The organism is Janthinobacterium sp. 75, from assembly GCF_004365495.1.
Lineage (GTDB): Bacteria > Pseudomonadota > Gammaproteobacteria > Burkholderiales > Burkholderiaceae_D > Janthinobacterium.
Genome location: NZ_SORD01000001.1, coordinates 2,592,132 through 2,610,782, shown reverse-complemented (window position 1 = coordinate 2,610,782; position 18,651 = coordinate 2,592,132). Strand labels below are relative to the sequence as shown.

Here is an 18,651-nt window from a genome sequence, read left to right as displayed (position 1 = left end):
TCCTGAGTAAGGGATGGATGCACCGGCCCTGCCTTCCAAGGAAAGCAGGCAAGCCGGTACCCTGCCCCGTGGCGCGCAGCATGTGGCCGCGCGCCTCCAGAGGCAGAAACAGCATAGCCATAGTGAGTACTTATAACAAGTACGCACATTAACTGCCTATACAGTAAGAAAAGTAAGTAACGTAGACGTTAGAAAGTAGCCTGCCATCCACATCCGGATCAGACTGGCTGGTGCCGCTCACCCCACTCGCACAAGGTATGGAGCACGGGGATCAGCGAGGCGCCCTTGCTTGAGAGGGAGTATTCGACCTTGGGCGGCACTTGGGGATACTCCTTGCGGATGATCAGCGCATCGGCCTCGAGCTCCTTCAGGACGACGCTGAGGGTCTTGAAGGCGATGCCACCGAGATGGCGCTTGAGTTCGTTATGCCGCAGCACCGTGTTTTCCGCGAGCGCGTACAGGATCAGCATTTTGTATTTGCCACCGATCAGCGACAAAGTGTAGCCAAATGCCGTATCGCCCAGGGCAACGCCGCTGGGGGCGCATGTTTCTTCGTTCATCGCGTTGTGCTTCTCGGTTCTCAGGGTTGAGCCTCACAGCCTAGCAGCTTTGCGTTGCGTCAGCCATGCCAGGCGCATATAAAAAAAAGCGAGCCATCAGGCTCGCTTTTTTGCGCCGGGCAGCAAAGCCCGGCAGGAACAATACGCGGTAACTTAAGCGCGCTTGTCCAGTGGCAGTACTTCGCGGGTCGTCGAACCGACGAACAGCTGACGCGGACGGCCGATTTTCTGTTCCGGATCGGCGATCATTTCGTTCCACTGGGCGATCCAGCCGATGGTGCGGGCCATGGCGAAGATACCGGTGAACAGCGACACAGGGATGCCCAGCGCCGATTGCACGATACCCGAGTAGAAGTCGACGTTCGGGTACAGTTTGCGCGAAACGAAGTAGTCGTCGTTCAGTGCAATCTTTTCCAGTTCCATCGCCAGCTTGAACAGCGGGTCGTCTTGCAGGCCCAGCTCTTGCAGCACTTCGTAGCAGGTTTCACGCATCAGCTTGGCGCGTGGATCGAAGTTCTTGTACACGCGGTGGCCAAAGCCCATCAGCTTGACGCCGGAGTTCTTGTCCTTGACTTGCTCGATGAAGGCAGGGATGTTCTCGACGGTGCCGATTTCCTTCAGCATGTTGAGTGCCGCTTCGTTGGCGCCGCCGTGAGCAGGGCCCCACAGGCAGGCGATACCGGCAGCGATACAGGCGAACGGATTGGCGCCCGACGAACCGGCCAGGCGGACGGTCGAGGTCGATGCGTTTTGCTCGTGATCTGCATGCAGGATCAGGATGCGGTCCAGGGCGCGCACCAGCACGTCGTTGACCTTGTACTCTTCGCACGGGTTGGCGAACATCATGTGCATGAAGTTGGCGCTGTACGACAGGTCGTTGCGTGGGTACACAAACGGCTGGCCGACCGAGTACTTGTAGGTCATGGCGACCAGGGTTGGCATCTTGGCGATCAGGCGAATGGCCGACACTTCGCGGTGACGCGGGTCGTTGATGTCCAGCGAATCATGGTAGAACGATGCCAGCGCGCCGACGGTGCCCACCAGGACCGACATCGGATGCGCATCGCGGCGGAAGCCACGGAAGAAGAATTGCATCTGTTCGTGCACCATCGTGTGCTTGGTGACGGTGTCGACGAACTTGGCTTTCTGCGCCGCGTTCGGCAGTTCGCCGTTCAGCAGGAGGTAGCACGATTCCATGAAGTCGGCGTTGACGGCCAACTGTTCGATCGGGTAACCACGGTACAGCAGCTCGCCCTTGTCGCCGTCGATATAGGTGATCGACGAGTTGCAGGCGGCCGTCGACATAAAGCCTGGGTCGTAGGTGAACTTGCCGCTACCGGCGTACAGTTTGCGGATGTCGATGACGTCCGGGCCAACCGTGCCTTTGTAGATTGGAAATTCAAGCGATGGGCTGCCATCGGAGAACGACAGGGTAGCTTTTGTGTCAGAGATATTCATGGGCTCTTCCTTCTCGGGAGTGAGTCGAAATTAAAATCAAAAATTCTGGCTGCAATTCGCACAGCAATTCGGCAGTGCTACAGCGCGCCACTCGCACCGTTTGCAATATATCGCCCAGGCGTCTAGGCAATGCGCAGTCGTTGCAGCAGTGCGCGCACATGCGGCAGATCGACTTCGCCTTCCGGCTCTTTACGGGCCAGTACCAGATCCATTAACGCATTGTCCGATAAATCCAGCAAACGCGTCAGCGCGTCAACTTCTTCATCGGTCAATTCGGTTTCATACGCATCGAGAAAACGGGTCAGGATAATGTCGTTTTCCAGCAGGCCACGGCGTGAACGCCAGCGCAGGCGGGCGCGGTTGGCCGGGTCGGCCTGATGCGAGGACAAAATTGATTCTGTCATTTGGTTTACCACTTTACGTGTGCCTTGCGGCACGGTGCTGCTATGCAGGCGCCGCCCGCAGGCAAGAGAGGATACCCTCTTCCCGCAAACGGCGCCCGGCGGACGCGATCAGACGAATCAGATCGCGCGGCGGACCATCAATTCCTTGATCTTGCCGATCGCCTTGTTCGGGTTCAACCCTTTCGGGCAGACGTCGACGCAGTTCATGATCGAATGGCAGCGGAACAGGCGGTACGGGTCTTCCAGGTTGTCCAGACGCGCACCGGTGGCTTCGTCGCGCGAATCGGCGATGAAGCGGTAGGCTTGCAGCAGACCGGCCGGGCCGACGAATTTGTCCGGATTCCACCAGAACGACGGGCACGACGTGGAGCAGCAAGCGCACAGGATGCACTCGTACAGGCCATCGAGTTCTTCGCGCTGTTCCGGCGACTGCAGGCGCTCTTTTTCAGGCGGGATCGAATCGTTGATCAGGAAAGGCTTGATCGAATCGTATTGCTTGAAAAATTGCGTCATGTCGACGATCAAATCGCGAATGACTGGCAGACCTGGCAACGGACGCAGCACGATAGGCTCGGACAGCTCGTTCAGGTTGGTGGTGCATGCCAGGCCGTTCTTGCCGTTGATGTTCATCGCGTCCGAACCGCACACGCCTTCGCGGCACGAGCGGCGCAGGGCCAGCGAGTCATCGACGTCCGCCTTGATGCGCTGCAGTGCGTCGAGCAGCATCTTGTCGGTGTCTTTCAGTTCGACCGTCAGGTCTTGCATGTACGGCTTGGCATCCTGGTCAGGATCGTAGCGGTAGATTTTGAATTTAAGAGTGCGTGCCATGGTATAGCCTTAGAAAGTACGTGGTTTCGGTTTGAAGGTATCAACCGTCAGCGGCTTGGTCACGACAGGCTTGTATTCCAGTCGGTTGCCTTCCGAATACCACAGAGTGTGCTTCATCCAGTTGTCGTCGTCACGTTGCGGATAGTCATCCTGGGCGTGGGCGCCGCGCGATTCCTTGCGGGCTGCTGCCGAAACGATGGTCGCTTTCGCCGTTTCGATCAGGTTGTCCAGTTCCAGCGCTTCCACACGAGCCGTGTTGAAGACCATCGATTTATCCTTGAAGGAGACGTGCTTGCGGCGCTCGTCGAGCTTCATGATTTCTTCGACGCCCTTGTTCAGCATCTCGTCGGTACGGAACACGCCACAGTACTTCTGCATCGTTGCGCGGATGTCGTTCGCCACGCCCTGCACGGTTTCCGTGCCGGTCGAGTTTTCCAGGCGCGCCAGGCGGCCCATGGCAAATTCGGCAGCATCGGCTGGCAAAGGCTTGTTTTCCTTGGCTTTCAGGCCACTGTTGACGATGTGGTTGCCGGCCGCGCGGCCGAAGACCACCAGGTCGAGCAGCGAGTTCGTGCCCAGGCGGTTGGCGCCGTGCACCGACACGCAGGCGCATTCGCCGATTGCGTACAGGCCGTTGACGACCTTGGCCGAATTATCCGGACCGGTCGGGGTGACGACCTGGCCGTGGATGTTCGTTGGAATGCCGCCCATCTGGTAGTGAATCGTCGGCACGACAGGAATCGGTTCTTTGGTGGCATCGACGTTGGCGAACTTGTGGCCGATTTCCAGGATCGACGGCAGGCGCTTGGCGATGGTATCGGCGCCGATATGGCGCAGGTCCAGCATCACGTGGTCCTTGTTCGGACCGCAGCCGCGGCCTTCTTTGATTTCCTGGTCCATCGACCGCGATACGAAGTCGCGCGGCGCCAGATCCTTCAGGGTCGGCGCATAGCGCTCCATGAAGCGTTCGCCTTCGCTATTGATCAGGATGCCGCCTTCGCCGCGCACGCCTTCGGTGATCAATACGCCCGCGCCGGCCACGCCGGTCGGGTGGAACTGCCAGAATTCCATGTCTTGCAGTGGCAGGCCGGCACGTGCCGCCATGCCCATGCCGTCACCGGTGTTGATGAAGGCATTCGTCGACGCGGCGAAGATACGGCCTGCGCCGCCCGTTGCCATGACCGTCGTCTTTGCTTCCAGGATCATGCATTCGCCGGTTTCCATTTCCAGCGCGACTACACCGATCACGTCGCCTTCGGCGTCGCGGATCAGGTCGAGTGCCATCCATTCGACGAAGAAGTGCGTACGGGCGCGCACGTTGCGCTGGTACAGGGTGTGCAACAGGGCGTGACCGGTACGGTCGGCCGCTGCGCAAGCGCGCTGCACCGGCTTTTCGCCGAAGTGGGCCGTGTGGCCGCCGAAAGGACGCTGATAGATGGTGCCGTCAGGGTTGCGGTCGAATGGCATGCCGAAGTGTTCCAGTTCGTACACGACCTTCGGTGCTTCGCGGCACATGAATTCGATGGCATCCTGGTCGCCCAGATAGTCGCCACCCTTGACGGTGTCGAACATGTGCCAGAACCAGTTGTCTTCCGCCATGTTGCCGAGCGACGCGCCGATACCGCCCTGCGCCGCAACGGTGTGCGAGCGGGTCGGGAAAACTTTCGACAGGACTGCGACGTTCAGGCCGGCTTCAGCCAGCTGCAACGACGCGCGCATGCCGGAACCGCCGGCGCCAACGATTACCGCATCAAAGCGGCGGGTAGGAATTGCAGATTTATATGCTGCCACGATTACACACTCCAGAGTATCTGCACCGTCCAAGCGGCACAAGCGATCAACCACAGCATGGTGGCAATTTGCAGCGTCAAACGGAGGCCAGCGCTTTTCACGTAGTCCATCCAGATATCGCGTACGCCAACCCATGCGTGGTAAAACAGGGCAACGAAAGTCACCAGGCTGAACAATTTAAACCACTGCTGTGCGAACAGACCGGCCCAGCCTTCATAGCTGAAGTTACTACCGGTAAGGAAGGAAATCAGCAGGATGGCCACATAGGCCACCATGACGATGGCGGTGACGCGTTGCGCCAGCCAGTCGCGCAAGCCGTAATGGGCACCAACGACGAGGCGTTTCGGTCCGATGTTATTGTCTGCCATTAAAATACTCCAAACAGTTTCAAAGCGACCAGGGCCGTCAGCACCAGGCTGACAACCAGCACGGACGTCGCGGTCTTGCGTGCCGAATCTTTTTCGATAGCAACGTGGACATCCATGAACAGGTGGCGGATGCCGGCGCAGAAGTGGTGCAGGAAGGCCCAGACCAGAGCCAGGGTGATCAGCTTGACGAACCAGTGCGATGCGATGCCCTGGAAGTAAGCGTAGGACATCTCGGAACGCAAGCTCTGTTCCAGCATGTACAGGATGCAGGGCAGCAGGGCGAAAATGATAAAGCCGCTGATGCGATGCAGGATCGAGACGATGGCGCCGACAGCCATGCGGTAGTTCGACAATTCGGTAACATGAATGTTACGGAATTCCGGCCGTTCTTTTTTTGGTACTTCTCTTACGGCTTCAGACATAACAAAAACCTCCCCTTGATAACTTAAATATTGAAGCGAAGCCGCGATTTTCGCCTATTTTCGCAACCCACACCAATATCTATTGTTGCATATAACCAAAATGGTTTTTTACTACAAAATATCGCGCTACTTTCCGTAGTTCATGTAATTTAATTACAGAATCGCCGGCAAAGCACGGCCCGCCGAGGCGGGCCGTGCTTTAGCTGCGCTTTCTGCTGTCTCCGTTGCCCGCCTTGCGGCAGGCATCTTGCAAGCGATGCACTTCAGCCCTGCTGCTTGTGCGGACGCCCGCGGGCGCCCCGCCGCTTCAGCTGAGTTCATTCTGATAATGATGACGACTGGTCAGGTACAAGCCCCGGCGCAGTTCGACCGGCTTGTCGCCGTAGGTAAACGACACGCGCTCGGAACTGAGCAAAGGCGTGCCAAGGTCGATATTCAAGAGCTGCGCGGCACCGGCATCGGCGCACACGGCGCGGATCTGCTCGGACGCGCGTATCATGCGCGTGCCAAATTCCGTTTCAAACAGGCCATACATCGGGCCCTTGTATTCCACCAGGCGCTCGGCCGTCAGACCTTTGAAGATCAGGCCGGGCAACCACAGCTCCTCGACGATGGTCGGCACGCCGTCGAAATACTGCACGCGCTTGATGAAGATGACGGCATCGCCGGACTTCAGATCCATCAGGCGCGCCACGTCGGCGGGCGCGCGCACGCGCTTGACTTCGATGAACTTGCTTTCGGGATAGTGCGGCACGCCTTCGTCCGGCACCAGGCGCAGGAAGCGGAAATGCGCGCGCGCCTCATGGTGGGTGGAAACAAAAGTGCCCTTGCCCTGGCGACGCATGACGAGGTTCTCGGCCGCCAGTTCGTCGATGGCCTTGCGCACCGTACCCTGGCTGACCTTGAAACGCCCTGCCAGCTCGACTTCGCTGGGAATCAGCTCGCCCGGCTTCCATTCGCCAGATTGCAGGCTCTGCGTAATGAGCGCCTTGATCTGCTGGTACAGGGGGCTGAAGGTGGGAGAAGGGCTGGCAACGGGCATCGCCGTCGCAGTGGTATTGCTGCTGGCCACTACGGTGACTGGCGTGCCGGCAGGTACGGCGCCGGGCGTGGCCGGGGAGCTCGCGGTCGGACTGACCGCCCCGCTTGCAGCAGTGGCATTGTTGGTCAGATTGGACGAGGCGGAATTCATAGTCCGACATTTCAACACAAATCACTGCCCGCGTCCAGTAAAACACTCGTAGTTATCTGTCTTATATAAGACATAAGATATGATTGACAGATGCAGATCAGGGGCCTAAACTGCCTTCGATAAAACTTGTGAACCACCGTTTTATGTTGTCGGCCAGCCACTCTGGCCTCGTGCAGCACGAGCGTGACGGCAGCGTACACCAGCAATTCGGTGGCGCGTGCCGGTTTTGGTATCATTATAGTTTTTCCGGATAAGCGTAAGCCCAGCTTCAAGCCCGTTTTCTTTCCCATTTTTGGAGATTCATCATGGCTAAAACCCCAATGCGTGTTGCAGTGACCGGCGCCGCCGGCCAGATCGGCTACGCCCTGTTGTTCCGCATCGCCAATGGCGACATGCTCGGCAAAGACCAGCCTGTCATCTTGCAACTGCTTGAAATCCCGGACGAAAAAGCCCAGAAGGCGCTCAAGGGCGTAATGATGGAAATCGACGACTGCGCCTTCCCGCTGCTGACGGAAATGACCGCCCACTCCGATCCGCTGACCGCATTCAAGGATGTCGACGTAGCCGTACTGGTTGGCGCGCGTCCACGCGGCCCAGGCATGGAACGCAAGGACCTGCTGGAAGCGAACGCACAGATCTTCACGGTGCAAGGCAAGGCGCTCGACGCCGTCGCCTCGCGCAATGTCAAAGTCCTGGTGGTCGGCAACCCTGCCAACACCAACGCTTACATCGCCATGAAATCGGCACCGTCGCTGCCGGCGAAAAACTTCACCGCCATGCTGCGCCTGGACCACAACCGCGCGCTGTCGCAAGTCGCTGCCAAGACCGGCACCGCCGTGAAAGACATCGAGAAGCTGACCGTATGGGGCAACCACTCGCCAACCATGTACGCCGACTACCGCTTCGCCACTGTGAACGGCAAGGCCGTCAAGGACCTGATCAACGACCAGGAATGGAACGCCAACACCTTCCTGCCGACCGTCGGCAAGCGCGGCGCAGCCATCATCGAAGCGCGTGGCCTGTCGTCGGCAGCGTCGGCAGCGAACGCAGCTATCGACCACATCCATGACTGGATGCTGGGCACGGCTGGCAAGTGGACCACCATGGGCGTTCCTTCGGATGGCTCGTATGGCATCCCTGAAGGCACCGTGTTCGGCTTCCCGGTCACCACCGACAACGGTGAGTACACCATCGTTCAAGGCCTGGAAATCGATGCATTCTCGCAAGAGCGCATCAACCTGACCCTGAAAGAACTGACCGAAGAGCGCGAAGGCGTGAAACACCTGCTGGCATAAATCCAGTATTGGCGGCGCGGCCTGAGCGCCGCCCGCCAAGAAGGCCGCCCCGCGAGATTCGCGGCGCGGCTGTTTTATCAAGTAGTTTTTACCTGCAGAAATGCCTTAAGCATGCACCCTTCCGAGGTTTTATTCCAAGGCAAACGCCAGCCGCTGTTGCTCGCCGCTTGCGACCACTACGCCGGCTCTGAAAAGCTGATGCGTAAATCGATTGCTTTGCAACAAGAGCTTGGCCCCCTGTTCGACATCACGTTCGACTGCGAAGACGGCGCCAGCGCCGGCAATGAAGAAACCCACGCCCACATGATCGCCGGCCTGCTGGCCAGCGACGAGAACCAGTTCAACCGCATCGGCGTACGCGTGCACGACGTCGACAGCCCGTTTTTCACGCGCGACGTGGAAATCATCTGCACCGCAGCGGCCCGCCTGGCCTACATCGCCGTGCCCAAGGTGGGCGGCGTGCAGGATGCCATGCTGGCCATCGACCTGATCAACCTGCACGCACGCCGCGCCGGCCGCGACAACCTGCCCGTGCATATCCTGATCGAGACGCATGGGGCGCTGCGCGACGCCTACGCCATCGCGGCCCTGCCCCAAGTCGAATGCCTGTCGTTTGGCATCATGGATTTCGTCTCGGCCCATTACGGCGCCATTCCCGCCGCCGCCATGCGTACGCCGGGCCAGTTCACGCACCCGCTGGTGGTGCGCGCCAAGCTGGAAGTGGCGGCCGCCTGCCACGCGCACGGCAAGGTGCCGTCGCACAATGTGACGACGGACGTGCGCGATTCGGCCGTGGTGGCGAATGACGCCCAGCGCGCAACGGCCGAGTTCGGCTTCACGCGCATGTGGAGCATCCATCCGGACCAGATCAAGCCCATCATCAAGGCCTTCACGCCGCGCCTGTCCGAAGTCAACGAGGCCAGCAACATTCTGAATGAAGCGCTGCGCGCCAACTGGGGACCGATTGCGCAAAATGGCCGCTTGCACGACCGCGCCAGCTACCGATATTATTGGACCGTTTTGCAACGCGCCAAACTGGCAGGCCTGGGCCTGCCCGAGGCGGCCGCTGCATTACTCAACGCGCTGCCTACCAGCACCACTGAAAACTGACAGGAATTACACGATGTCCATCTCCAAATTAGCAATTGCCTGCAGCGTCGCGCTGGGCGCCATGACCCTCACGCTGGCGCCAGCCAGCTTCGCCGCCACGGCAGAGGCAAATGCCAAGGCAGTCAAGGCCAAGCCGAAAGCCAAGGCCACCAAGGCCAAGGCGGCCGCCAAGGAAGCCCATCCGCTCGCCATGTCGGTCGCCGACAAGGAAGAAGCCGATGAACCGAACACCGCAGGCTCGGCCTCCACCGATTTCAATTGTGAACTTGGTAATAAAATTACCATCTACACCAATGCTACTGACGACAAACACATCGCCCTGCGCTGGAAGAAGCGCCTGCACCGCCTGAGCCGCGTTGGCACCACCACCGGCGCCAACCGCTTCGAGAACCGCTTGTACGGCCTGGTCTGGATCGGTATCCCCGCCAAAGGCATGCTGCTCGATTCCAAGCAAGGCCGCCAGCTGGCCAATGAATGCAAGGATGCGGAGCAAGCCAAACCGGCGGCAGTGGTGGAAGCCCCGCCATCGCTGGGCGTCTTGCCAGTTACCGGCGGCTGATGTGCGCAGCAAGGGCCTCTTCGGGGGCTCAGTCATGTTTTTTAATTTGAATAATCAATAAATAGACGATACCCAACAAGGAGAGGTCATGTCCCGCAACACTCTGAACACGCTCAAGGACTTTAGTATTTCGGATAGCAAGAAGGGCAAGCTGTATTCCCTGCCTGCGCTGGAAAAAAGCCTGGGCATCAATGTCTCCCGCCTGCCAGTATCGATTCGCATCGTGCTCGAATCGGTACTGCGCAACTGCGACGGCAAAAAAGTCACCGAAGAACACGTCAAGCAATTGGCGAGCTGGGGCCCGACCGCCGAGCGCACCGACGAGATCCCGTTCGTAGTAGCGCGCGTCGTGCTGCAAGACTTCACCGGCGTACCTCTGCTGGCCGACCTGGCAGCGATGCGCAACGTGGCCGCCAAGATGGGTATCAACGCCAAGAAAATCGAACCGCTGGTGCCGGTCGACCTGGTGGTCGACCACTCGGTGACCATCGATCACTACCGCGAAAAGAAAGCGCTGGACCTGAACATGAAACTGGAATTCTCGCGTAACAACGAGCGTTACCAGTTCATGAAATGGGGCATGCAGGCATTCGACACCTTCGGCGTCGTGCCACCAGGCTTCGGCATCGTCCACCAGGTCAACCTGGAATACCTGGCGCGCGGCGTGCACCACGCAGGCAAGAAAGCCGGCGATGTGTACTACCCTGACACCCTGGTCGGCACCGACTCGCACACCACCATGATCAACGGCATCGGCGTGGTCGGCTGGGGCGTGGGCGGCATCGAGGCGGAAGCCGGCATGCTGGGCCAGCCAGTCTACTTCCTGACGCCAGACGTCATCGGCGTGAACCTGACCGGCGCCCTGCGCGAAGGCTGTACCGCCACCGACCTGGTGCTGACCATCACCGAATTGCTGCGCAAAGAGAAAGTCGTCGGCAAGTTCGTCGAATTCTTCGGCGAAGGCACCGAATCGCTGACCCTGACGGACCGCGCGACGATCGCCAACATGGCACCGGAATACGGCGCGACCATGGGCTTCTTCCCGGTCGACGACGCGACCATCGATTACTTCAAGGGCACCGGCCGCAGCAAGGCTGAAATCGCCGCGTTCGAAGGCTACTTCAAGGCGCAAAATCTGTACGGCATTCCAAAAGCGGGCGACATCGACTACACCCGCGTGGTGGAACTGAACCTGGCGTCGGTCGCTCCGTCGCTGGCCGGCCCGAAACGCCCTCAGGATCGTATCGAAATCGGCAACGTCAAGGCGAACTTCGCCGAGCTGTTCGCCAAGCCAACCACGGAAAACGGCTTCAACAAGAATCCGGCCGACCTGGCTGCCGTGTATGAAACAACGAACGGCGTGAAAGTGTCGAACGGCGACGTGCTGATTGCCGCGATCACCTCGTGCACCAATACCTCGAACCCGAGCGTGATGCTGGCTGCCGGCCTGCTGGCCAAGAAAGCCGTGGAAGCCGGCCTGAAAGTCGCACCGCACATCAAGACCTCGCTGGCTCCCGGCTCGCGCGTCGTGACCGAGTACCTGACCGCTGCCGGCCTGCTGCCATACCTGGAAAAACTGGGCTTCGGCGTAACCGCCTACGGCTGCACCACCTGTATCGGCAATGCGGGCGACCTGACGCCTGAGCTGAACGCAGCCATCGCCACGCACGACATCGTCGCCTCGGCCGTGCTGTCGGGCAACCGCAACTTCGAAGCGCGTATTCATCCGAACATCCGCTCGAACTTCCTGGCTTCGCCACCGCTGGTCGTCGCCTACGCAATCGCCGGCAACATGACGCGCGACCTGATGACCGAGCCAGTCGGCAAGGGCAAGGGCGGCAAGGACATCTACCTGGGCGACATCTGGCCAAGCTCGGCTGAAGTGTCGGCCATGATGAAGTTCGCCATGAACGCCAAGGTGTTCAAGGACAACTACGCCGACGTCAAGGGCGCACCAGGCAAGCTGTGGGAAAAAGTCACCACCGTGTCCGGTCAAGTCTACAACTGGCCGAAATCGACCTACATCGCGGAACCACCGTTCTTCGACAACTTCTCGATGACGCCAGCAGCTGTCGCCACCGGCATCGAAGGCGCGCGCGCACTGGGCGTGTTCGGCGATTCCATCACCACCGACCACATCTCGCCAGCCGGCTCGATCCAGGAAAACGGCCCTGCAGGCAAGTGGCTGAAGGAAAACGGCGTCCTGAAAGCGGACTTCAACTCCTATGGCTCGCGTCGCGGCAACCATGAAATCATGATGCGCGGCACGTTTGCCAACGTGCGTATCAAAAACCGCATGATCCCTGCCAAGGCAGACGGTTCGGCAGTCGAAGGCGGCATCACGATTCACCAGCCTTCCGGCGAACAGATGTCGATCTACGACGCAGCGATGAAGTATGTTGCTGAAGGTACGCCAACCATGGTCTTCGGCGGCGAAGAGTACGGTACGGGCTCGTCGCGCGACTGGGCCGCCAAGGGCACCCAACTGCTGGGCGTGAAAGCCGTGATCACCCGTTCGTTCGAACGCATCCACCGCTCGAACCTGGTGGGCATGGGCGTACTGCCACTGCAATTCATCGGCGACGACAGCGTGCAAACCCTGGGTATCACCGGCAATGAAACCTTCGACCTGAAAGGCCTCGAAGGCGAAATCAAGCCACAGCAACTGGCTACCCTGGTGATCCACCGCGCCGACGGCACCAGCGTCGACGTGAAAGTGCTGCTGCGCATCGATACGCCTATCGAAGTCGATTACTACAAGCATGGCGGTATCCTGCCATTCGTGTTGCGTCAACTGCTGGCCGAGTAATCAGCCCAGCTGTAAGGCAAGATAAGAGCGCCGGTTTCGACCGGCGCTTTTTTTCGTCCCTGCACCCCGTTTTTCCTTGAAATTTCGACTATTGGCATGATCTGAGGAGAGCTTACGTATTGCGTGCGGCCGAATCCTCTACAATACGGTTATAAGGGTTTATCATTGTTTGACTGATCCATTTTTTTCACTTTCCGAGACTCTTATCCCGCTATGCGTCGTCCTTCCAAAGATTCATCCCATAAACTGACTGCCGACAGCCAGCGCCTGGTCACCTTTGCCCAGGCGATCGTACAGGCAGCCAGCCGTCTCGAAGAGCGGTCCTGGGAACACAGCCTGGATACGCAGCTCCAGAAATTACTCAAAACCGGCCACCAGGACACCATCGACAACACCCTGGGCAGCCTGTTCAAGGAAGACTTGAACGCCTACGACGTGCTGATGGACTGCGTTGAAGCCATCAGTGAATCGACCGTCATCACGCATGAAGACGTGCGCTACGACGCCCTGCTGGTCGCCGTGCCCATCCTCGCGTGGACGCGCTTTTCCATCGCTTCCGGCGCCATGGCCGGCGACGCGCACGGCGTATTGTCCGCACACTTTGCGGCCCACCTGCTGGCCGATGGCACTAAGATGGCCATGGCGCCAACCCTGTACTCGATCGACCAGCTGCCGCGCAGCCACGTCGAGACCTATGCCAAGACGCAGAAGCTGGCACTGGCCGCTCTGAAAGGCACGGCCGTCAAGCCATCAAGCAAAGAAGCGGAAACGGCGCCCTTCCTGGCCGATACGCGCTACCTGCTGGTGGCCGTGGTGGCGCCAAGCGGCGCACCGCTGTTCCGCTGGCAGACGCCGTCGAACCAGCTCGACTTCATCGCCGAGCGCAGCGCCGCCCTGGAACAATGGCGCACGCAGGCAACGCCGACGATTGCCCGCCTGCTGCCCGGCTGCGGCCTGGAACTGCTGCTGCCGGAAGCGTACTACGTGGCCTGCCGCGAAGCGGACAAGCTGATACGCCCCGTTTCCGTGCGCGCTGCCGTGCACTACCTGACGCACACGCTGGCCATCGAGCCGTCGGAACTGCGCGCCGTCATCGCCGGTTTCGGCGAGGAAGCGGCCGATGGGCAGGTGGATGAGTACCGCATCGCCTTCACCCTGCGCCAGGCGCCGGACGTCATCTACGGCATCGTCTGGCCTTTATATGGCCAGGAAGACGAGGATGGCACGCCGATCGAAGGCCTGATCCAGGTCGGCATCGCCGCGCTGGACAAGCAAAAGACGCCCGTCGATGAAATCATCGAACACCTGAACGCGGCCGGTGTGACGCAGATCAAGCGCCACGCGGAACGTTTTGTCGGTGAGTACTGCGACGATTGCGGCGCACCTTTGTTTGCCGATCCCGTCGGCGAGCTGGCGCATGCGGAAATGCCGGAAGATACGCCGCAAGGTACCGAGCATTTCCACTGATGCTGTAACGGTGTTGTCGGATTACGCCGTACCGGCTAATCCGACCTACGATGCCGGTACGGGCTGCAGGTCGGATTCGCGCGCAGCGCGTAATCCGACAACACCACCAGCGCATGCAAAAAAGGCGGAACCTCGGTTCCGCCTTTTTCATTGCAACAAGCTTTTTAACGCGCCATCACCACTGTGAAAACGGGTGGCGGATCAGGTTCGCGTTGTAGTAGCGCGCATCGCCCGACACTTCCGCGCCGACCCAGTCGGGTTTCTCGAAGGGCTGGTCTTCCGAAGCCAGTTCGATCTCGGCCACGATCAAACCCGCATTCGCGCCCAGGAACTCGTCGACTTCCCACACCATGCCCGCATGTTCGATGCGATGGCGATACTTTTCGATCAGCGGCTGTTCACACAGGCCGTCGAGCAGTTCGGCCGCATCGGCCAGCGGAATCGGATACTCCCACTCGCCGCGCGTCGCGCCCACGTTCGCGCCCTTGATGGTCAGCATCGCCTGCACGCCCTCGATGCGCACGCGCACCACGCGCTCGCGCGCCGACGATAAATAGCCCTGGCGCAGCAATACAGCCTGCCCCAGGCCGCGCCAGGCGTCGCCTTGCAACAGGAATTTACGCTCGATCTCGACGCCCATGATCAACGCCGTTCAATCCAGCGACAGCAGGATGGGCTGCAGCATGGCCGCGCCCAGTGCCGCGCTGCGCGCGCCATTCCAGCCCACGGCCGGATCGGGCAAGTCGGCGTTTTCCTTGAACGGCATTTCCAGGGTCAGCGCCAGGCAGCCGAAGTGGTGGCCGATGTACTTCGATGCCAGGGTCAGCATGTCCGACTTGTACTTGCTGGCCGCATAGCCGAACTTGTCCTGGAAGTCAGGGCTGGCCTGCTTGTAGCGCTCAATGAAGGCTTTCTGGTGCGCCGCTTGCGCCGGCGTGAAGTTTTCCAGCATTTCATTGCCGGCCACGAAGTTGTACGGCAACGCTTCATCGCCGTGGATGTCGAAGAACATGTCGACGCCCGTTTCGTGGATCTTGTTTTTCACGCACAGCACTTCCGGGCTGGACTCCAGCGATGGCGTCATCCATTCACGGTTCAGGTTGGCGCCTGCCGCATTCGTGCGCAGGTTGCCGCGGATGGAACCGTCCGGGTTCATGTTCGGCACGATGTGGAACACGGCCCGCTGCAACAGCTTGCGCGCGATCGGGTTGGCGTCGTCCAGCAGGGAATCGATCAGGCCTTCGACGAACCATTCGGCCATCGATTCGCCCGGATGCTGGCGCGCGATGACCCAGATTTTCTTTTCCGCCTGCGGGTTGCCAATGGTGACCATATTCATGTCGCGGCCGTCGACCGTGCTGCCCAGGTCGGAGACGCGCGCCAGCGGATGCTCGGCCACTTCGCCCAGCAGGCGCAAATGGCGCTCCCACGAATACGGTTCGAAATAGGCGTAGTACACGCTGTCGAGTTCCGGCGTATGCGAAATCGTCATGACCTGGCCGTCGAACGAGGTCGGCACGCGGAACCAGTTTTCGCTGTCGTAGCTGGCTACGGCCTGGTAGCCTTCATAGCCGGCAGGATAGGTGGCCTGGCCCGCGTTCAGGATACGCATCGTGCATGCCTGGTCCCGGGCGCCCTGCAGGCGGAAGTGGAACCACTGGTGGATGTCCGCGTGGCTATCCTTGCGCAAGTTCAGGTCGATGGCAGCAAAGCTCGTGGCGCTTACTACGTCGATGGCGCCCGAGTCGAAGTTCTGGCTGATTTTAATGGTCATGTAATGATCCCGTCCGAATGTAAGTGTTCCGGCGTTGCCTCGTGGGCCAGCGCCGTTGCGCGAAAAACCGCAGTGTAAGCTATCCCGCTATTTTCCGCCCTTTGGTCCCGTTAGCAAAGCCTGGGCGGGCGCTTTATGCACCAATCCGGGGCATCGATGGCAAAGCGCCGGGCAAAAGGGCGAAAAATCGGTTCACTGTCCCATCCACCGGAGAAAAAACTGAATTGTAACAATGCCAGACACATTGGCAGGCCATCGCCACCCTATAATTCCTGCTTTCATAGAGTCGCCAGGAAAGAATCGTGGACAAGAAGTTGACCAATATTCAGGAAAGAAAGCTACGCGAGGCTCAGGCGCGGCGCGAGCACATCATCGACGTCGTCAAAGACCTCATCAAAAAGGGAGGCGCGCGCGCCGTCTCCATCCGCAAAGTGGCCGAGGCGGCCGGTTTTTCCACCACCGTCGTGTACGCCCTGTTCCGCGACAAGGCCACCTTGATCGCCCAGGCCATGGACAAGGACTTGCTTGAACTGGTGCGCGCCATGCGCAGTGCCTGCGCCAACAGCATAGACCCATGGGATCGCATCCGCCTGGTCGGTCGCGCGTACATCGAGTACGGTTTCCAGCATCCCGACGAGTATTCGCTGATCTTCATGGAATTGCGCCCGCATGCGGAAATCGACGCTGTGGAAGTGGAACACGGCAATATCGAACAGGATCCATACGCCTACGCGTTGCACCTGTTCGGCGAACTGGCGCAGGCGGGCAAGGTGCGCCAGGACGAACCGGCGCTGCACACGATGACGCAAATCTTCTGGCAATCGCTGCACGGCCTCGTTTCGCTGCGCATCGTCATGGATGCGGGCGACCCATGGACGCCGCACCCGGAAATGAATGCGCATATCGACGACTTGCTGGCCGTCGTCACGGCAGGCATCCGCCTGCGCTTTGCGCCAGCGGTCTGACCCTTGATCTGGCGCAACATGCGCCAGGCAAAAAAAGTGGGCAGGCGCGGTGCTGCACCGCCCTGCCCTGTTTCGAGCTTAAGCAAGCTTACTGCGCTGCCAGCATGCTCTGCGTTTCCTGGTAGCGCGTATGCCATGACAGCGCCTGCTCCAATATGTGCGGCGTGTGACCGCCGCGCTGGCATGCCGCGTCGTAATACGCGCGCAATTGATCGCGGTAATCGGGGTGCGTGCAGCGCTCGATGATCAACGGCGCCCGTTCGCGCGGCGCCAGTCCGCGCAAGTCCGCATAGCCCCACTCCGTCACCAGCACATCGACGTCATGCTCCGTATGATCCACATGCGAGACCATCGGCACGACGCTGGAAATACGTCCACCCTTGGCCGCCGATTTCGACACGAACATCGACACTTGCCCGTTGCGCGCAAAGTCGCCCGAGCCACCGATGCCGTTCATCATGTGCGTGCCGCACACGTGCGTGGAGTTGACGTTGCCGTAGATATCAAATTCCAGCGCCGTGTTCAGGGCGATGATGCCCAGGCGGCGCACGATTTCCGGGTGGTTGCTGATCTCTTGCGGGCGCAGCACGATTTTTGACCGGTAATGGTCGATATTGTCCATCAGCTTTTGATGCACGGCGGCCGACAGGGTGATCGACGAGGCCGAGGCGAACGCCAGCTGACCCGAATCGAGCAATTCGATGGCGCTATCCTGCAGCACTTCCGAATACATGGTCATGTTCCGGAAGGGCGAGCCGATCAGGCCATGCAGCACGGCGTTGGCGATGGTGCCGATGCCCGCCTGCAGGGGCAGCAATTCCGGCCCCATGCGCCCGGCCGCCACTTCGCCTTCCAGGAAGGCGATCACGTGGCTGGCGATGGCCTGCGTTTCCGCGTCGGGCGGCAAGGCGTTCGACGGGCTGTCGGGGCTATCCGTGATGACGATGGCGGCGATGCGGGCCGGATCGATGGCAATGGCCGTGCTGCCCAGGCGCTGGTCGACGCGCGTGAGCGGAATCGGCTCGCGGCCCGGCAGGGCTTGCGGAATATAAATGTCGTGCAAGCCTTCCAGCGCCAGCGGCGTGGACAGGTTGATTTCGATGATGACTTGCGTTGCCTGCTGGGCGAAGGCGGCGGAATTGCCCACCGACATGGTCGGGATGATGGCGCCGGCCGCCGTGATGGCCGTCGCTTCGATGACGGCGATATCGACGGCCGCCAGGTTGCCCGAACGCAACTGCTCGGCCGTTTCCGACAGATGCTGGTCGATGAACATGACCTCGCCCTTGTTGATCTTGCCGCGCAAGACCGGGTCGACCTGGAATGGCATGCGGCGCGCCAGCACGCCCGCCTCGGCCATCAGGCCGTCGCTGCCATTGCCCAGCGAAGCGCCCGTGATCAGGGTCAGGCTCAAGGGATCTTGCAGGGCGCGCTCGGCCAGCGCGCGCGGCAGGGCCTTGGCGTCGCCGGCACGGGTGAACCCGCTCATGCCGACACGCATGCCGTTGTGGAACAATTTGGCTGCCTCATCGGCGCTCATGATTTTGCCGAGCAAGCCTGGGTGGCGGATACGGTCCTCGTACATCGTGATGCTCCTGATATTCTTAATATTCTCAAACTGGATGGCTGTCATACACCAACCCCATAAG

The 18,651-nt window shown here is 60.1% G+C and carries 17 protein-coding genes; 6 read left to right on the top strand and 11 right to left on the bottom strand.

The window, feature by feature from the left end:
• Positions 1 to 218: 218 nt before the first annotated feature.
• The 8 genes from C8C89_RS11810 to C8C89_RS11775 form a co-directional block, all read right to left on the bottom strand.
• On the bottom strand, positions 219 to 560 hold the full coding sequence (locus tag C8C89_RS11810; RefSeq protein WP_133990042.1) for a helix-turn-helix domain-containing protein: 342 nt from the start codon (positions 558 to 560) through the stop codon (positions 219 to 221).
• Between the two features lie 153 nt (positions 561 to 713).
• The gene (gene gltA, locus C8C89_RS11805) at positions 714 to 2,018 is read right to left on the bottom strand and encodes a citrate synthase (protein ID WP_101482189.1); all 1,305 of its coding nucleotides are present in this window, start codon (positions 2,016 to 2,018) and stop codon (positions 714 to 716) included.
• 122 nt (positions 2,019 to 2,140) lie between these two features.
• Positions 2,141 to 2,422 (bottom strand): succinate dehydrogenase assembly factor 2, encoded by a 282-nt coding sequence (locus C8C89_RS11800; RefSeq protein ID WP_034752073.1) that lies wholly within the window; start codon positions 2,420 to 2,422, stop codon positions 2,141 to 2,143.
• Between the two features lie 117 nt (positions 2,423 to 2,539).
• Positions 2,540 to 3,250, bottom strand: coding sequence for a succinate dehydrogenase iron-sulfur subunit (locus C8C89_RS11795; RefSeq protein ID WP_034752075.1), 711 nt, complete (start codon positions 3,248 to 3,250; stop codon positions 2,540 to 2,542).
• A 9-nt stretch (positions 3,251 to 3,259) separates the two neighbouring features.
• Positions 3,260 to 5,041 carry a succinate dehydrogenase flavoprotein subunit gene (gene sdhA, locus C8C89_RS11790; RefSeq protein ID WP_101482190.1) on the bottom strand — a complete coding sequence of 594 codons (1,782 nt, stop codon included), beginning with the start codon at positions 5,039 to 5,041 and terminating at the stop codon, positions 3,260 to 3,262.
• A gap of 2 nt (positions 5,042 to 5,043) precedes the next feature.
• Entirely contained in the window at positions 5,044 to 5,409 is a 366-nt protein-coding gene (sdhD, locus tag C8C89_RS11785) for a succinate dehydrogenase, hydrophobic membrane anchor protein (RefSeq protein WP_071076254.1), read from the bottom strand.
• Positions 5,409 to 5,831 (bottom strand): succinate dehydrogenase, cytochrome b556 subunit, encoded by a 423-nt coding sequence (gene sdhC, locus C8C89_RS11780; RefSeq protein WP_101482191.1) that lies wholly within the window; start codon positions 5,829 to 5,831, stop codon positions 5,409 to 5,411. Before sdhC ends, sdhD begins: the two co-directional genes overlap by 1 nt.
• Before the next feature lie 307 nt (positions 5,832 to 6,138).
• A complete protein-coding gene (locus C8C89_RS11775) occupies positions 6,139 to 6,873 on the bottom strand; it encodes a GntR family transcriptional regulator (protein ID WP_243858296.1) in 735 nt (244 codons plus the stop codon).
• Between the two features lie 455 nt (positions 6,874 to 7,328).
• Between C8C89_RS11775 and C8C89_RS11770 the strand changes: the two genes are divergently transcribed.
• From C8C89_RS11770 to C8C89_RS11750, 5 genes are all read left to right on the top strand, one after another.
• Positions 7,329 to 8,318, top strand: a complete 990-nt coding sequence (locus tag C8C89_RS11770) for a malate dehydrogenase (protein ID WP_034789110.1) — start codon at positions 7,329 to 7,331, stop codon at positions 8,316 to 8,318.
• Between the two features lie 111 nt (positions 8,319 to 8,429).
• Positions 8,430 to 9,428 (top strand): aldolase/citrate lyase family protein, encoded by a 999-nt coding sequence (locus C8C89_RS11765; protein ID WP_133990040.1) that lies wholly within the window; start codon positions 8,430 to 8,432, stop codon positions 9,426 to 9,428.
• Positions 9,429 to 9,441: 13 nt separating this feature from the next.
• Positions 9,442 to 9,987, top strand: coding sequence for a hypothetical protein (locus C8C89_RS11760; RefSeq protein ID WP_101482195.1), 546 nt, complete (start codon positions 9,442 to 9,444; stop codon positions 9,985 to 9,987).
• An 88-nt stretch (positions 9,988 to 10,075) separates the two neighbouring features.
• A complete protein-coding gene (gene acnA, locus C8C89_RS11755) occupies positions 10,076 to 12,796 on the top strand; it encodes an aconitate hydratase AcnA (RefSeq protein ID WP_133990038.1) in 2,721 nt (906 codons plus the stop codon).
• A gap of 213 nt (positions 12,797 to 13,009) precedes the next feature.
• Complete coding sequence (locus C8C89_RS11750) at positions 13,010 to 14,263, top strand: DUF2863 family protein (RefSeq protein ID WP_101482197.1); 1,254 nt, start codon at positions 13,010 to 13,012, stop codon at positions 14,261 to 14,263.
• Positions 14,264 to 14,438: 175 nt separating this feature from the next.
• Here the strand turns inward: C8C89_RS11750 and C8C89_RS11745 are convergent, their stop codons facing one another.
• Together C8C89_RS11745 and C8C89_RS11740 are read right to left on the bottom strand one after the other, a co-directional pair.
• The gene (locus tag C8C89_RS11745) at positions 14,439 to 14,903 is read right to left on the bottom strand and encodes a CYTH domain-containing protein (RefSeq protein ID WP_133990036.1); all 465 of its coding nucleotides are present in this window, start codon (positions 14,901 to 14,903) and stop codon (positions 14,439 to 14,441) included.
• Positions 14,904 to 14,915: 12 nt separating this feature from the next.
• The gene (locus C8C89_RS11740) at positions 14,916 to 16,037 is read right to left on the bottom strand and encodes a M14-type cytosolic carboxypeptidase (RefSeq protein ID WP_133990034.1); all 1,122 of its coding nucleotides are present in this window, start codon (positions 16,035 to 16,037) and stop codon (positions 14,916 to 14,918) included.
• A gap of 302 nt (positions 16,038 to 16,339) precedes the next feature.
• Here C8C89_RS11740 and C8C89_RS11735 point away from each other — a divergent pair, with 302 nt between their 5' ends.
• Positions 16,340 to 17,002, top strand: coding sequence for a TetR/AcrR family transcriptional regulator (locus C8C89_RS11735; protein ID WP_133990032.1), 663 nt, complete (start codon positions 16,340 to 16,342; stop codon positions 17,000 to 17,002).
• Positions 17,003 to 17,090: 88 nt separating this feature from the next.
• Here the strand turns inward: C8C89_RS11735 and C8C89_RS11730 are convergent, their stop codons facing one another.
• Positions 17,091 to 18,587, bottom strand: a complete 1,497-nt coding sequence (locus C8C89_RS11730; RefSeq protein ID WP_133990030.1) for an acetyl-CoA hydrolase/transferase family protein — start codon at positions 18,585 to 18,587, stop codon at positions 17,091 to 17,093.
• Positions 18,588 to 18,651: the final 64 nt, after the last annotated feature.

What these genes read in the sequence shown, in the direction of transcription:
- C8C89_RS11810 (WP_133990042.1), bottom strand. Translation starts at nt 560, where the DNA reads ATGAACGAAGAAACATGCGCCCCCAGCGGCGTTGCCCTGGGCGATACG.
- gltA (WP_101482189.1), bottom strand. Translation starts at nt 2,018, where the DNA reads ATGAATATCTCTGACACAAAAGCTACCCTGTCGTTCTCCGATGGCAGC.
- C8C89_RS11800 (WP_034752073.1), bottom strand. Translation starts at nt 2,422, where the DNA reads ATGACAGAATCAATTTTGTCCTCGCATCAGGCCGACCCGGCCAACCGC.
- C8C89_RS11795 (WP_034752075.1), bottom strand. Translation starts at nt 3,250, where the DNA reads ATGGCACGCACTCTTAAATTCAAAATCTACCGCTACGATCCTGACCAG.
- sdhD (WP_071076254.1), bottom strand. Translation starts at nt 5,409, where the DNA reads ATGGCAGACAATAACATCGGACCGAAACGCCTCGTCGTTGGTGCCCAT.
- sdhC (WP_101482191.1), bottom strand. Translation starts at nt 5,831, where the DNA reads ATGTCTGAAGCCGTAAGAGAAGTACCAAAAAAAGAACGGCCGGAATTC.
- C8C89_RS11775 (WP_243858296.1), bottom strand. Translation starts at nt 6,873, where the DNA reads ATGCCCGTTGCCAGCCCTTCTCCCACCTTCAGCCCCCTGTACCAGCAG.
- C8C89_RS11770 (WP_034789110.1), top strand. Translation starts at nt 7,329, where the DNA reads ATGGCTAAAACCCCAATGCGTGTTGCAGTGACCGGCGCCGCCGGCCAG.
- C8C89_RS11765 (WP_133990040.1), top strand. Translation starts at nt 8,430, where the DNA reads ATGCACCCTTCCGAGGTTTTATTCCAAGGCAAACGCCAGCCGCTGTTG.
- C8C89_RS11760 (WP_101482195.1), top strand. Translation starts at nt 9,442, where the DNA reads ATGTCCATCTCCAAATTAGCAATTGCCTGCAGCGTCGCGCTGGGCGCC.
- acnA (WP_133990038.1), top strand. Translation starts at nt 10,076, where the DNA reads ATGTCCCGCAACACTCTGAACACGCTCAAGGACTTTAGTATTTCGGAT.
- C8C89_RS11750 (WP_101482197.1), top strand. Translation starts at nt 13,010, where the DNA reads ATGCGTCGTCCTTCCAAAGATTCATCCCATAAACTGACTGCCGACAGC.
- C8C89_RS11745 (WP_133990036.1), bottom strand. Translation starts at nt 14,903, where the DNA reads ATGGGCGTCGAGATCGAGCGTAAATTCCTGTTGCAAGGCGACGCCTGG.
- C8C89_RS11740 (WP_133990034.1), bottom strand. Translation starts at nt 16,037, where the DNA reads ATGACCATTAAAATCAGCCAGAACTTCGACTCGGGCGCCATCGACGTA.
- C8C89_RS11730 (WP_133990030.1), bottom strand. Translation starts at nt 18,587, where the DNA reads ATGTACGAGGACCGTATCCGCCACCCAGGCTTGCTCGGCAAAATCATG.